The organism is Pseudomonas sp. PB3P13, from assembly GCF_054897735.1.
Genome location: NZ_CM142702.1, coordinates 3,193,772 through 3,207,464, shown reverse-complemented (window position 1 = coordinate 3,207,464; position 13,693 = coordinate 3,193,772). Strand labels below are relative to the sequence as shown.

The 13,693-nt window shown below is 58.0% G+C and carries 12 protein-coding genes; 7 read left to right on the top strand and 5 right to left on the bottom strand.

Annotated elements, in window-relative coordinates; all coding sequences use genetic code 11:
- Positions 1-104: 104 nt before the first annotated feature.
- Positions 105-1,670, top strand: a complete 1,566-nt coding sequence (ahpF, locus tag ACYZT1_RS14685; protein ID WP_462015438.1) for an alkyl hydroperoxide reductase subunit F — start codon at positions 105-107, stop codon at positions 1,668-1,670.
- 71 nt (positions 1,671-1,741) lie between these two features.
- Here ahpF and gloA read toward each other — a convergent pair whose 3' ends face one another.
- A complete protein-coding gene (gene gloA, locus ACYZT1_RS14680) occupies positions 1,742-2,263 on the bottom strand; it encodes a lactoylglutathione lyase (RefSeq protein ID WP_462015437.1) in 522 nt (173 codons plus the stop codon).
- A gap of 143 nt (positions 2,264-2,406) precedes the next feature.
- Here gloA and ACYZT1_RS14675 point away from each other — a divergent pair, with 143 nt between their 5' ends.
- Complete coding sequence (locus ACYZT1_RS14675) at positions 2,407-2,931, top strand: DUF4946 domain-containing protein (protein ID WP_462019252.1); 525 nt, start codon at positions 2,407-2,409, stop codon at positions 2,929-2,931.
- A gap of 163 nt (positions 2,932-3,094) precedes the next feature.
- On the opposite strand, the gene ACYZT1_RS14670 is transcribed toward ACYZT1_RS14675, so the two are convergent.
- Positions 3,095-3,460 (bottom strand): histone-like nucleoid-structuring protein, MvaT/MvaU family, encoded by a 366-nt coding sequence (locus ACYZT1_RS14670; protein ID WP_462015436.1) that lies wholly within the window; start codon positions 3,458-3,460, stop codon positions 3,095-3,097.
- A 235-nt stretch (positions 3,461-3,695) separates the two neighbouring features.
- The gene (locus ACYZT1_RS14665) at positions 3,696-5,231 is read right to left on the bottom strand and encodes an EAL domain-containing protein (RefSeq protein ID WP_462015435.1); all 1,536 of its coding nucleotides are present in this window, start codon (positions 5,229-5,231) and stop codon (positions 3,696-3,698) included.
- 425 nt (positions 5,232-5,656) lie between these two features.
- Between ACYZT1_RS14665 and hppD the strand changes: the two genes are divergently transcribed.
- Positions 5,657-6,733: a 4-hydroxyphenylpyruvate dioxygenase gene (gene hppD, locus ACYZT1_RS14660; protein ID WP_462015434.1), complete on the top strand. Its 1,077-nt coding sequence runs from the start codon at positions 5,657-5,659 to the stop codon at positions 6,731-6,733.
- A 106-nt stretch (positions 6,734-6,839) separates the two neighbouring features.
- Here the strand turns inward: hppD and ACYZT1_RS14655 are convergent, their stop codons facing one another.
- Positions 6,840-7,997, bottom strand: a complete 1,158-nt coding sequence (locus ACYZT1_RS14655) for an alpha/beta hydrolase family protein (protein WP_462015433.1) — start codon at positions 7,995-7,997, stop codon at positions 6,840-6,842.
- 59 nt (positions 7,998-8,056) lie between these two features.
- Positions 8,057-9,019: a LysR family transcriptional regulator gene (locus ACYZT1_RS14650; protein WP_462015432.1), complete on the bottom strand. Its 963-nt coding sequence runs from the start codon at positions 9,017-9,019 to the stop codon at positions 8,057-8,059.
- A gap of 279 nt (positions 9,020-9,298) precedes the next feature.
- Here ACYZT1_RS14650 and ACYZT1_RS14645 point away from each other — a divergent pair, with 279 nt between their 5' ends.
- The 4 genes from ACYZT1_RS14645 to ACYZT1_RS14630 all read left to right on the top strand — a co-directional run bounded on the left by ACYZT1_RS14645 (position 9,299) and on the right by ACYZT1_RS14630 (position 13,692).
- Positions 9,299-10,228, top strand: coding sequence for a VOC family protein (locus ACYZT1_RS14645; protein ID WP_462015431.1), 930 nt, complete (start codon positions 9,299-9,301; stop codon positions 10,226-10,228).
- A 99-nt stretch (positions 10,229-10,327) separates the two neighbouring features.
- On the top strand, positions 10,328-10,738 hold the full coding sequence (locus tag ACYZT1_RS14640; RefSeq protein WP_462015430.1) for a Rieske (2Fe-2S) protein: 411 nt from the start codon (positions 10,328-10,330) through the stop codon (positions 10,736-10,738).
- 87 nt (positions 10,739-10,825) lie between these two features.
- Entirely contained in the window at positions 10,826-11,950 is a 1,125-nt protein-coding gene (locus tag ACYZT1_RS14635) for an FAD-dependent oxidoreductase (RefSeq protein WP_462015429.1), read from the top strand.
- A 44-nt stretch (positions 11,951-11,994) separates the two neighbouring features.
- A complete protein-coding gene (locus tag ACYZT1_RS14630) occupies positions 11,995-13,692 on the top strand; it encodes a DUF1302 domain-containing protein (RefSeq protein WP_462015428.1) in 1,698 nt (565 codons plus the stop codon).
- Position 13,693: the final 1 nt, after the last annotated feature.

The following is a 13,693-nucleotide window of genomic DNA, read 5'->3' as shown; positions in this document are numbered from 1 at the left end:
GGCGGAATTCCGCACCTTCTAAGTAAGCTGCACCGCCCAATAAAAACGCCCGGGCGAGATTCGCTCGGGCGTTTTTTTGCCTCAATCAAAAGGAAATCGCCCGTATGTTGGACGCCAATCTTAAAGCCCAGTTGAAATCGTACCTGGAACGGGTCACCCAACCGATCGAGATCGTTGCTTCCCTCGACGACGGTGCGAAATCCCGTGAAATGCTCGAACTGCTGAAAGACGTTGCCAGTCTTTCCACTCACATTACTTTGCTCGATAACGGTGACGATGCCCGCAAGCCATCGTTCTCGATCAATCGCCCCGGTGCCGATATCAGCCTGCGTTTTGCCGGTATCCCGATGGGCCACGAATTCACCTCGCTGGTACTGGCCTTGCTGCAAGTCGGCGGTCACCCATCGAAAGCCAGCGCCGAAGTCATCGAACAGATTCGTTCGCTCAAGGGCGAGTTCAGCTTCGAAACTTACTTCTCGTTGTCCTGCCAGAACTGCCCGGACGTGGTCCAGGCGCTGAACCTGATGGCCGTGCTGAACCCGAATATCCGCCATGTCGCCATTGACGGCGCGCTGTTCCAGGCCGAGGTCGATGAGCGTCAGGTGATGGCCGTGCCCAGCATCTACCTCAATGGCGTCAATTTCGGTCAGGGCCGCATGGGCCTCGAGGAAATCCTCGCCAAGCTCGACACCAGCGGCATCGAGCGTCAGGCCGAGAAGCTCAACGCCAAGCAAGCCTTTGATGTGCTCGTAGTCGGCGGTGGCCCGGCCGGCGCATCGGCGGCAATTTATGCGGCGCGCAAAGGCATTCGCACCGGCGTCGCGGCGGAGCGTTTTGGTGGGCAGGTGCTGGACACCATGGCCATCGAAAACTTCATCTCCGTGCAGGAAACCGAAGGGCCGAAACTTGCCAGCGCGCTGGAAGAACACGTCAAGCAGTACGACGTCGATATCATGAACCTGCAGCGTGCGACTGCGCTGATCCCGGCAAAGAATCCCGGCGAACTGCACGAAGTACGCTTTGAAAGCGGCGCGACCCTGAAAACCAAAGCGCTGATTCTGGCGACTGGCGCTCGCTGGCGCGAAATGGGTGTGCCGGGTGAGCAGGAATATAAAGCAAAAGGCGTGTGCTTCTGCCCGCATTGCGATGGCCCGCTGTTCAAAGGCAAGCGCGTCGCAGTGATCGGCGGCGGCAACTCCGGTGTGGAAGCGGCAATCGATCTGGCCGGTATCGTCAGCCATGTCACGCTGCTGGAGTTTGACAGCAAGTTACGTGCGGACGCCGTGCTGCAACGCAAGTTGTTCAGCCTGCCCAACGTTGACGTGATCACCAGTGCACTGACCAGCGAAGTAAAGGGTGATGGCCAGAAGGTCAACGGCCTCGTGTACAAGGATCGCGATTCCGGTGAGTTCGCCACGATCAACCTTGAAGGCATCTTCGTACAGATCGGCCTGCTGCCGAACACTGACTGGCTCAAGGGGACCATCGAGCTGTCACCTCGCGGCGAGATCATCGTTGATGCCCGCGGTGAAACTTCGATGCCGGGCGTGTTTGCTGCCGGTGATGTGACTACGGTGCCGTACAAGCAGATCGTCATTGCGGTTGGCGAGGGCGCCAAGGCATCTCTGAGTGCATTCGATCACCTGATCCGCACGTCCGCCCCTGCGTAATCGCTGACACTGAAAACAAAAAACCCCATGAGTGATCATGGGGTTTTTGTTATCTGGATTTTTGCTTTTGCTTACATCGGCGCAGGCTGAATGATTTCAACCCAATAAGCATCCGGGTCCTTGATGAACGCCAGGCTTTTCATGCGGCCATCATTGAGACGCTTCTGGAAGTCGCAGCCCAGCGCTTCGAAGCGCTCGCACGCGGCCACGATGTCCGGAACCGAGATGCAGATATGGCCAAAACCCCGTGGATCGGTGTTGCCATTATGGTAGGCAAACTCCGCGTCGTTTTCGGTGCCGTGGTTGTGCGTCAGTTCGAGGATGCCGGGAATCGACTTCAACCACTCAGTGCGGGCCGCTGCGTCGGCAGGGATCTGTTTTTTGTCGACCAGTGCGAGGAAATAAAGGCTGAATTCGGCTTCCGGGAAATCGCGTTTTTCCACCAGCGAAAAACCGAGCACGCGGGTGTAGAAGTCCAGTGATTTGGTGATGTCCTTGACCCGCAACATGGTGTGGTTGAAGACGAATGTCTGGGTGGCGGTGTCGGGTTGGGCAGTGACGCCCGGGACGTTGTTGAGTTCTTGCAGGCTCATGGGCCCTCCGGAAAATAGTTGGGGCTGACGATGTGTCAATGATACGCAAGGGTGCCGGCATCACCAAACCCAAACCGCCAGCTATTGCCTGTCGGGTGCGCGAGGCTCAGACTTTGGCGGTCAATTCACGAGTCGTCCGCGCAATGATCCGATTCCAACAAACGCTGTTTGTGCTGATCTGCCTGTTGTCCGGCGTGCCGTTTGCTCATGCCGATACGCCGGTGATCAGTTGGCCAACCGGCTGGGAAGTCGAGGCCGTGCCTCAGGAGGACGCCTTGTCCAGGGTGTCCCGCCAGCGCGCGGTCAAAAACGATGCCGCAGGCACGCCGGTGGTCGTGATGGAGCTGACCATGACACCGGTCCCCAGCGATCATCAGGTGAATCTCCAAGGTGTATTGCTGGAGATGCGCAAGTCGGTGCAGAAAGATTTCTTCCAGAGTGGCTATCAGAGCGTCTGCAACAAAATTCACCCGGCAACCTTGAGCCGGTTGGCAGCACTGGAAACTACCTGCACCATTACGCAGAACGGCCGGCATGTACTTTCGCAAACATTGGTGGCCGCAGTGGATGCCGATAAGGCCTATGTTTTGTCGTACGCCGGGCAGGCCGAGGCTTACAAAGCAAGTCAAGTCGAAATAGACGCCGTGCGTAACAGTTTGAAACTTTAGTGGCAGACATTTATTCAGCGTTTTATCAATGCGTTGATCACGTCCTCACGCATTAAATGCAAGTTGTTCCCGCCGCTGAAGAATTGGGCGAAATTCGTCGTGGTTAGAGGAAGATCATCAGCAAGCCCTGGATGAACAGGGCTTTTCTGAGTAGCTATTGTGTTCAACCGCGCAGCCAGGAATCGACGGTAGCAGCGCCGTATTTTTCCTTCCAGGCTTTCAGACCACGATGATTGCCGCCCTTGGTTTCAATCAATTCGCCGGTGTGCGGGTTTTGATAGACCTTGACCACGCGGGCACGGCGGGTTTTTGGAGCGGCAGCCTGTTGCAGGCTGGATTTCGAGGGGTTTGGGTCGAGAATGGCAACGATGTCGCGCAGACTCTTGCCATAGGTCTTCATCAGTCCCTGGAGCTTCTCTTCAAATTCGATTTCTTTCTTGAGCCCGGCATCGTTCTTCAGGGATTCCAGCTGCTTGAGCTGTTCTTGAAGGGCTTTTTCGGCTGCACGAAATTCAGCGAGTCTGGACAATATCTTTACTCCAATAGTGTGTTTGGCTGATACCAACCGCGAACAAAGCTATAAGCCAAAAAGCCTTGAAGCGACCCTGTGATAACTGGCTTGCCCGCTCAATACAGGCGGGCTCGAAAAATTGTAGTAGTTAATCAGTAAAGAGTAAATCGTGACCTTTTCTGCATGTAACAAGTGTAGTGTTTTGATTCAATTTGGTGCGGTAACTCGTTGTCTGAGCGTCATTTAATTTCAGTTAATGATCGCTTAATGCACTAACGAAATCTGCGCCGGACATAGGGCGGCCATACAGATAACCTTGGAGAAAGTTGACCCCGTGGGCAGTGAGGTACGCACTTTGCTCTTCGGTCTCCACGCCTTCGGCGACGATACCCAGTTCGAGCTTGGCCGAGAGCTCGATAATGGTCTCCAGAATATGCCCGGAAAGCGCATCGGCGCCGATCATGGCCACGAAGCTCTGATCGATTTTAAGGAAATCAACGTTGAACTGGCGCAAATAACCCAGGCTTGAATGGCCCGTGCCGAAGTCATCGATGGCTATCATGACCCCCAGTTCGTGAAGCCGCTCGAACAACTGATGAGTGATGGCGGTCGGCTCGATAAGTTCGCGTTCAGTCAGCTCCAGCACCAAAGTGACCGCACCTGGCGCGAAAGCGTCGAGGAACGCGCGGCAATCGTTGACCAGTTCCAGATCTTTGCAGTGGCTGGCAGTGATGTTGATACCCACGTGGAACGGTCCGTTGAAAGAAGCCTGCGCGGGCGCGAGCAGCCGGGCGGTCTGTTGCATCAACGAGCGAGTCATCGGCACGATCAGTCCGGAGTGCTCGGCGAACGGAATGAACAAGTCGGGTCGCACCAGCCCCTCGCGCGGATGATTCCAGCGCATCAGCACTTCGGCGCCCGACCATTTTTTGCTATCGCCGAGCACTACCGGTTGAAAGTACGGGACGAACTCTGCAGCTTCCAGGGCCCGCTGCATTTCCTGGCTGGGCGAGGTCGCGCGCTTTTGCAGAAAGTGCCCGATCGAACCGGACACGATGCCGAAGAACATCAACAAGCTGAACAGCGGGGGATACTCGCTGCTCATATAGCGCCAGGTTTCGCCTTCGGGAAAACCGGCAGCCACGGTGAAGGCATAGCGGCTGGAGGTGAGTCTGCTTTCGGCCACCGGCAGATCGGGGAGGGCCTCGCTGTGTACCTTGCCGTCGGCAGACAGCCAGTTGGGACCTATTTGTAACAGCAGGGAAGTCTTGCGGCCGATCAATCGCAGCACATTGCTCAGGTGATAGCCGTCCAGCGTCGTCAAAGCACCCTGTTTGCCTTCGCTGAGCCGGTACACCAGCAAGGACGTATTGGGCGTGACCGGGTTGCCGTTCATCAGCCACAACTTGCCGTCGGTGTAATCACCTGCATTGACCGGCTCCTGATAATCGCCGAACAACGAGCTGCAATAAAGATTGTTGTCCCACACGAGATTGGTCGAGCGCACAAACGGCCGGCGAGTCACCTGCTCACGCAGCGCGAGTTTCACCTCGTCGCAACGCTGGCCTGCCAGCGGCAGTAATTCGCGCGCCGCTTGAGCGGTGTTATCGAGCATCAATTCAAATTGACGAATGGCCTCTTCGGCAGTGCTTCCGGTACTTTGCTGGAGCGTACGCTGAGCTTGCATATAAAGGATGGCGACCCCGAGTGCCACGGGGATCAAGCCGCTTAAAACGGTGACGACAATGCGGGCGCGACGGTTGCGACGGGTTTTGACGTTCAGGGGCATTTGCGAAACCTGTGACGATGTAATGGGCTCTCAAATGCTGGCAGGTGAGCGGCGGGCCTCCCAAAAGCGTTCGATCAGAGGCCATGATAGTTGGACTTGGCGGCTCGCGCCGCTTATGCCGCGATTATCGTATACACCAGGCCTTGCGCTGGCTTGGGAAAAGGGGATTTCATACAGGAGACGGACAAAACGATTTACGCTGTGTAGAATCCGGTTACGCATATAAGAATAATCGTCTTCTGGCAGCAGAAGCCTCGCCCGCATCAGCCCTGGGTCGACAATGAAGAGTTACGGGTTTCAATTGATCTACGGTGACTTTCTCGCCCGCAGCGTGCGGGGCATCTCCTGCGCGCCACCCGCCGGTCTCAGCATGACTCGCCACTAACGATCCGTTAATTGACAAGAAAATGATGAGGCGCCAAACCATGGCAGATTTATACGAAAACCCAATGGGCCTGATGGGCTTTGAATTCATCGAATTCGCATCGCCTGTGCCGAACACGCTGGAGCCGATCTTCGAGATCATGGGCTTCACCAAAGTCGCGACCCACCGCTCCAAAAACGTGCACCTGTATCGCCAGGGCGCGATCAATCTGATTTTCAATAACGAACCCAATAGCGTCGCTTCGTATTTTGCGGCCGAGCACGGCCCGTCGGTGTGCGGCATGGCGTTTCGCGTCAAGGATTCGCAACAGGCCTACAAACGTGCACTGGAACTCGGCGCTCAGCCGATCCACATCGAAACCGGTCCGATGGAGCTGCACCTGCCGGCGATCAAAGGCATTGGCGGTGCGCCGCTGTACCTGATTGATCGCTTCGGCGAAGGCAGCTCGATCTATGACATCGACTTCGTGTTCATCGAAGGCGTTGATCGCAACCCGGTGGGCGCCGGGTTGAAAATCATCGATCACCTGACCCACAACGTGTACCGCGGTCGCATGGCCTATTGGGCGAACTTCTACGAGAAGTTGTTCAACTTCCGTGAGATCCGCTACTTCGACATCAAGGGCGAATACACCGGCCTGACGTCCAAGGCGATGACTGCGCCGGACGGCATGATCCGCATTCCGCTGAACGAAGAGTCGTCCAAGGGCGCGGGGCAGATCGAAGAATTCCTGATGCAGTTCAACGGGGAGGGCATCCAGCACGTCGCTTTCCTTGCAGATGACCTGGTGAAAACCTGGGACCACCTGAAAAGCATCGGCATGCGCTTCATGACCGCGCCGCCGGACACCTACTACGAAATGCTCGAAGGCCGTTTGCCCAATCACGGCGAGCCGGTTGACGAACTGCAATCGCGCGGTATTTTGCTGGATGGTTCGTCGGAGTCGGGCGATCGCCGTCTATTGTTGCAGATCTTCTCGGAAACCCTGATGGGCCCGGTGTTCTTCGAGTTCATCCAGCGTAAAGGCGATGACGGTTTCGGCGAAGGCAACTTCAAGGCCCTGTTCGAATCGATCGAGCGGGACCAGGTTCGTCGTGGCGTGTTGTCTACCGACTGAACCTGCATGCCGTGAATCTGAGCTGGCTTGCTGGCGATAGCGATGGCGATTTCGATAGCGAATGTCATGCCGTCATCGCTGGCAAACCAGCCCCCGCAGGGTCAGGTCAGGCAGTGTGGCCGCCCAGGGTTTCGGCGACCCAGTCGGCGATGTAGTGACCCGCGTTGATGCTGTTGTCAAAGCTGGAATGCTGCACGCCACCTTCGCGTTCGGTGAAAATCTTCAGCTCACGCTTGGGGCTGTTGACCAGTTGCTCGTACGTACGATGCGCCCACTTCAGCGGGATCTGCGAATCCTTTTCACCGTGGGTCACCAGGAACGGCACCTTGATCCGGTCCAGCACGCCGTCCAGATGTACGTTTTCGGCAATCGCCATGAAATCATCCATATCCTTGGCGCCCCATACCCAGCGCACGTGCGTCCAATAATGCGGTACAGGGAAGCTGCCCTCTTTTTCCAGCCGACGCTTTTGCACATCGCGCCAATCATGGTTCGCACCCCACACTACACCGCAGGCAAATCGCGGCTCGAAAGCCACTGCGCGCGGGCAGTAATACCCACCGAGTGAAACGCCCTCCAGACCGATACGCTTTGCATCCACGTCGCTGCGGGTTTCCAGCCAGTCGACCGCGCGGCTCGCCCAGTGCTCGCTGTCGTAGCGCGCAATCAGGTTATGCAGGCGCAAAGCTTCACCCGTTCCGGGTTGGTCGATGATCAACGACGAGATCCCGCGTTTTGCCAGCCAGGCCGGCAGGCCGACGCGGTATTTCATTTCCTTGGTCGAATCCAGGCCGTTGACTTGCACCAGGATCGGAGCCGGGCCGGTGATGCCTTCGGCCCGCACCAGCAAGCCGGAAATATGTTTGCCCTCGTAGGGGATTTCAACGCGCTCGCAGTTCTCCCGCGACAGTTCGATACCGCGTTTGAAGGTCTGCAAAAAACGTTGATAGAGTTCGGTACGGCCCGGCGCGCCGTGGGCCTGCAAGCGCTCGCAGGTGAGGTAATAAGTGGCAGCACGGTTGTATTTTTCGCCGGCAGACAGCAGGCGGCCATTGCCTTCGTCTTCCTCGGCGAGACCGCAGAGTTTGTCGGCCATCTTTGCCCAGGTTTCGCGGAACGCCTTGGTGCCCGCGGCGTCTGGCTGCAGCGCGGCTTCCTGCAGCGGCGCGCACATCTCTTCGATTTCGCCCAGTCGGGCGCCCATCTCAATTGCCAGGTCGACGGAGAGGTTCCAAACGTAATTGGTCGGGAAATAACGGAACATGATTGTTGTTGTCCTTTTGGTGGCCTTGGGCGTCACAAGGCACGTTAAGGACAGCCCGGCTAATTGACCAATCGTGACTCGGGATGAGAGGTATCGCGAGCGGCGATAGGATCGTGTTCCAGATGCTCGATGAATTCGCAGATGCGCTCACGCAGCCAGCGGTGCATCGGATCGCCGTCCACGCTGCGGTGCCAGAGCATCACCTCGCGCATGACGGGGATATTCACCGGTGGATTGAGTATGCGCAGTGGCAGGTGCTCGGCGTACAACCGCGCCAGACGCTGGTGCATGGTGGCGATGCGTTGGGTGCCGACGACCAGTTGCGGCAGGGTGTTGAAGTCACTGGTGATGACCTCGATACGGCGGTTGAAACCATACTGGTTCATGAACCACTCTTCGATACTCAAGTGCCGGCTGCGACCGAAACCGACAGAGACGTGGCCCATGTCCATGTACTGCTCAAGGGTCAGGCTGTCGCCGACGCGGGTATTGCCGTCCCACACCACGCAGACATGTTCTTCTTCGAACAGCAGTTTGTGGGGATGACCGTCGATGATGTAGCGCTCGGGCACGATCATCAGGTCGACCTCGCCACGAATCAGCAAATCACCGGAATTGTCGCCGGGGCCGAGCATCTCGAAGGTGATGTTGGGAGCTTCCTGGTGGATTTTCTGAACCACCTGGGCGAACAGCACGCTGATCAGGTAGTCCGAGGTCACAAGGCGAAAGTGACGTTTGCTGGTGGTGGCGTCGAACACCGGCTTGGCAGTGATCGAGGATTGAATCGTCAGCAATACTTCACGGATCGGTTTGGCGAGCTCCTGGGCGTAGGGCGTGGGCTGCATTTTGCGCCCCACCTGCACCAGCAATTCGTCCTCGAAATAACTGCGCAGACGACCGAGCACGCCACTGGTCGCGGACTGCGTCATGTGCAGGCGTTCGGCGGCACGCGTGATGTTCTGCTCTTCGAGCAGCACATCGAGTGCCACTAACAGATTGAGATCCAGGTGGTTGAAACGCATCAGGCATGTCCGCTTTTGTATTTATTGTGACGATACATTCCGGTGAATTCATCGCCGCGTCAATCCCTTCTGCGCACCCGCGTTCCCCCGCACTCAGGTATCGCGTTTACCGATAGGTCACATCCTCACTCGCGATTAGTCAGCTGCCAGATCGCACGTCAACCTTCGCCGCAGTCGGACCTGTGGCCGACACCACCACCGGATTCCATGCAGCGCTGAACGGCCTGGTCGAGCGTTTGGCTGCAGTCTCCGGATCATAATTTCAACGGAGTGGTAGCCATGAACATCATTGGCCTTGATGCCCTGATCTTTGGCGTCGATGACATCCAAGCCTGTACCGATTGCCTGCGTGATTACGGTTTGACCCCGGTTGACGTCGACAGCCGTGGCGGGCGTTTTGAAGCGCTGGACGGCACTGCGGTGATTATTCGCCGTGCGGACGATCCGGCTTTGCCAGTCGCCATTGGCCCGGCACCGTCGATTCGCGAAACCGTTTACGGCGTTGCCAGCGCGGCGGACCTCGACGCCATCGAAGACGAGCTGGCGCGAGATCGTCAGGTGTCCCGGGAAAATGGCGTGCTGCACAGCGTCGACGACATGGGTTTTGCGATCGCTTTCCAGGTCACTGTCCGCAAGGCGTACAGCGCCCCGGACGATCTGACCAACGCCGCCGGCCATTCGCCTCAACGCCCGTTGAACCAGCCTGGCATTACCCTGGACATGAGCGCGGTGCCACGTACCTTGTCCCACGTAGTGTATTTCGTCCCCGACGCGGCCAAGGCTGAAGCGTTCTATGCCCAACGCCTGGGCTTTCGGACCACGGACACCTTTATCGGCGCCGGTCCTTTCATGCGCCCGGCGGGTAGCGATGATCACCATTGCCTGTTCATGATCCAGACCCCGCCGCACATGAAAGGCTGCGAGCACTTCACCTTTCACATGGGCAGCGGCACCGAAGTGCTGCTGGCCGGCACCCGTTTCGAACAAAAAGGCTGGACCAGTTTCTGGGGCCCTGGCCGTCACCTTTTCGGCTCCAACTGGTTCTGGTACTTCAACAGTCCGCTGGGCTGCCACATCGAATACGACGCCGACATGGACAAACACGATGATGCCTGGGAGGCCCGTCGCGCGCCCTTGTCCGCGGATAACTCGCAGCTGTTCCTGTTCAATTCGAAAGAAAAATGGGCACCCGGCGGCCCGCCTCGGTAAGAGCTTGCTGGCGATGGTTGTTAACGATAACGCGTGTTTGTTGGATAAACGCGTCGCCCTCAAGTCCATCGCGAGCAAGCTCGCTCAAAGGTTTGTGTTATGCACCACGGCGATTTTTCCCTGTGCCGGCTGGAGGAGCTGATGGAAGGGCAGGCGCGCGGATTCGATCCATTAAAGTCTGGCAGGGACAGTGTTTTTGCCTTGGTGCACGAGGGAAAGGTGCGGATTTATCGCAACAGTTGCCCGCATCTGGACGTGCGCCTGGAGTACCGCAAAGACCGTTTTTTATCTGCCGACGGCCAAATGATCGTGTGTTACGCGCACGGTGCGCAGTTTTTGCCGGGCACCGGGGAATGCGTCTACGGCCCCTGTCTGGGGCAGAAACTGGAGGCGCTGTCGTGGCGTGTGGAGGAAGGCTGGCTGGTGCTGCAGATGCCTGGCATCGAGTACTCACCGACCCACGTTGAGGTATCGCGTTTGACGATACATCGCATCCCTACTCGCGATTAGTCAAATCCCTGCGTTGACGGGAAGCTGGAGCCAACGAAGCAGTGCCCGGCGCCGCATCGAATCACAAGAATAAAAAGTGAGAAAGCCATGAGTACAGTGAACAAGGTTCTGATCGTTGGCGGTGGAATTGGTGGCTTGTGTGCGGCCATCGCCCTGCGCCGCGAGGGCATTGAGGTTGATCTGATCGAGCTCAAGTCGCAGTGGACTGTGTACGGCGTCGGGATCATCCAGCAGAGTAACGTGGTCCGAGAGATGGCCAGGCTGGGTGTGCTCGACGGTTATCTGGATGCCGCGTACGCCTTCGAAGACGTCGGCATTTATGGCCCGGCCGGTCAGCTGATGGCGCGCATCCCGGGGCAACGACTGGCAGGGCCTGCGTACCCGGCCAACGTCGGTATCTCACGACTCGCGCTGCACAAGGTCCTCAGCGAAACCGCGCTGGAACTTGGCGCCCGGGTACGCCTGGGTCTTAGCGTGGAATCCTTGACGGACACAGGCGACAACGTGAACGTGCTGTTCACTGATGGCAGCCGCGCGGTCTACGACCTGGTGGTCGGCGCTGACGGTCTGTTTTCCCGGGTTCGCGATTTGCTGTTTGGCGACACCTACACACCGCGCTTCACCGGCCAATCGGTGTGGCGCTACAACTTCCCGCGTGCCCCGCAGATTGATCACCTCGCCAATTACCAAAGCGCCGAAGGCAACGCCGGCCTGGTGCCGCTGGCCGGTAACCTGATGTACCTGTTTCTCACTTCACACGAACCGTCCAACCCGTGGATGGACCCCGCGACCCTGGCCGAACAAATGCGCCAGCGCTTGCAGGGTTTCACCGGCCTGATCGGCGAACTGCGTGAGCAAATCACCGACAGCAGCCAGGTGGTGTACAAGCCGATGGAAGTGGTCTTCGTCGATGAACCCTGGTACCGCGGTCGCATCCTGCTGATCGGCGATGCTGCTCACGCGACCACGCCGCACCTCGGCCAGGGGGCCGGGATGGCGATTGAAGACGCGATCGTGCTCAGCGAAGAGCTGACACGCGAGGGCAACGTCGGGCAACAGCTCCAGCGCTTCATGGCGCGCCGCTTCGAGCGCTGCAAATACATCAGCGAAAGCTCGGTACTGGCCGGCGACAAGGAAATGCAGCATGACCGCGCGTTCGACCGCATTGGCCTGATCAAGCAGATGCTCGCGCGGACGGCCGAGCCGATCTGATTCACCCACAGCAGTTACCACTATAAAAACAAGAGGTTAACGCGATGGTTAGTACCACGACTGCGTCGCTTGCGCGCCGCCCGGTCTGCACGTCTGCACCCTTTGGTTTCAGTCTTGCCGCAGCGCTGGTGCTGTGCAGCCAGGCCGTCCATGCCTTTTCGGTGGATACCGGCAATCCGGATTTCAAGCTGCGTTGGGATAACACCGTGAAGTACAGCGCCGCCTGGCGCACCCAGAACCCCGGCAGCAAACTGACTGAGGGGCAGGTGGCGCTCAATCAGGATGATGGCGATCGTGCCTTCAAAAAGGGCCTGATCTCCAACCGCACGGACATCCTCTCCGAGCTGGATATGTCGTTCAATAACGTCGGCGCGCGTTTCAGTGGTGCCGCCTGGTATGACACCCAATACCAGCACGACAACGATAATGACAATCCGGCACGGGCCAACGCGCGGTCGGTGGGCTACGACGAATTCACCGATGACACCCGCCATCTGCATGGCGGCGACGCCGAATGGCTCGATGCGTTTGTGTACTGGAACGGCGAATTGGCCGATCACGCCACGTCCGTGCGTGCCGGGCGCCACGGGTTGATCTGGGGCGAGAGTCTGTTCTTTGGGGCCAACGGCATTGCCGGCGGCATGGCGCCGGTCGATGTGGTGAAAGCGCAGTCCGTACCCAACACCCAGTTCAAGGAAATCACCCGGCCGGTCAATCAGCTTTCGGGGACCTTTCAACTGACTGATGACGTGTCGCTCGGCGCGTTTTATCAGCTGGAATGGGAAGAGACACGCCTGCCGGGTGCCGGCAGTTATTTTTCGACCAGCGACACCATTGGCGAAGGCAACGAGCGTTTGATCGTGGGGGCGCCATTTCCTGCATTCCTCGGTGGCAATGCCAGCAGCCCGGCGGCGTTCTTCCATGGTAATGACAAGGAAGCGAAAAGCTCGGGGCAGGGCGGCTTGCAGTTGAAGTACAGCGCGGAAACGGTCGAGTACGGCCTGTACGCGATTCAGTATCACGACAAAACACCGAAGCTGTACCTCAAGCCCTCCACCGGTACACCGAACTTCAGTACTGGGCAGATCGGCGAGTACTACTGGGTGTATCCGGAAGAAATTCGCGCCTTTGGCGCCAGTTTTTCCACCACCGTCGACGAATACAGTTTCGCCGGTGAAGCCTCCATGCGCTGGAACATGCCGCTGGTTTCCAACGGTCAAACCGTGCTGCCCGGGGTCGTCGCTGATAACGATGACGATGCCCTGTACGCGGTCGGCCGTACCGCTCATGTCAACCTCAACGTTCTGGCCTCGTTCGGGCCGAACTTCCTTGCCAGGGAATCGGGGCTGGTCGGCGAGATCGCCTGGAACCGACTCCTCAGCGTCACTAAAAACCGTGCCGCCCTTGACCCTGATGCTACCGATGACGGCCTTGGATTCAAGGTGGTCTACACCCCGACCTACCGCCAGTTCTTCTCCGGTATCGATATCAGTATTCCAGTGGGCCTCAGCTACTTCCCGCTGGGTAAATCGGCCGTTGTCAGTTCTTTCGGCCCGGACAACGGCGGCGATATCAACATCGGCATCACCGCGACTTACCTGGATCGAGTGACCGCCGGCCTGACCTACACGCATTACTACGGTGCAGAGGACACCAACCTCAACGCCGCCAGCCAGTTCAATTTCAAGCAATCGCTGAAAGATCGGGACTACCTGGCTTTCTCCGTCAAGACCACGTTTTAAG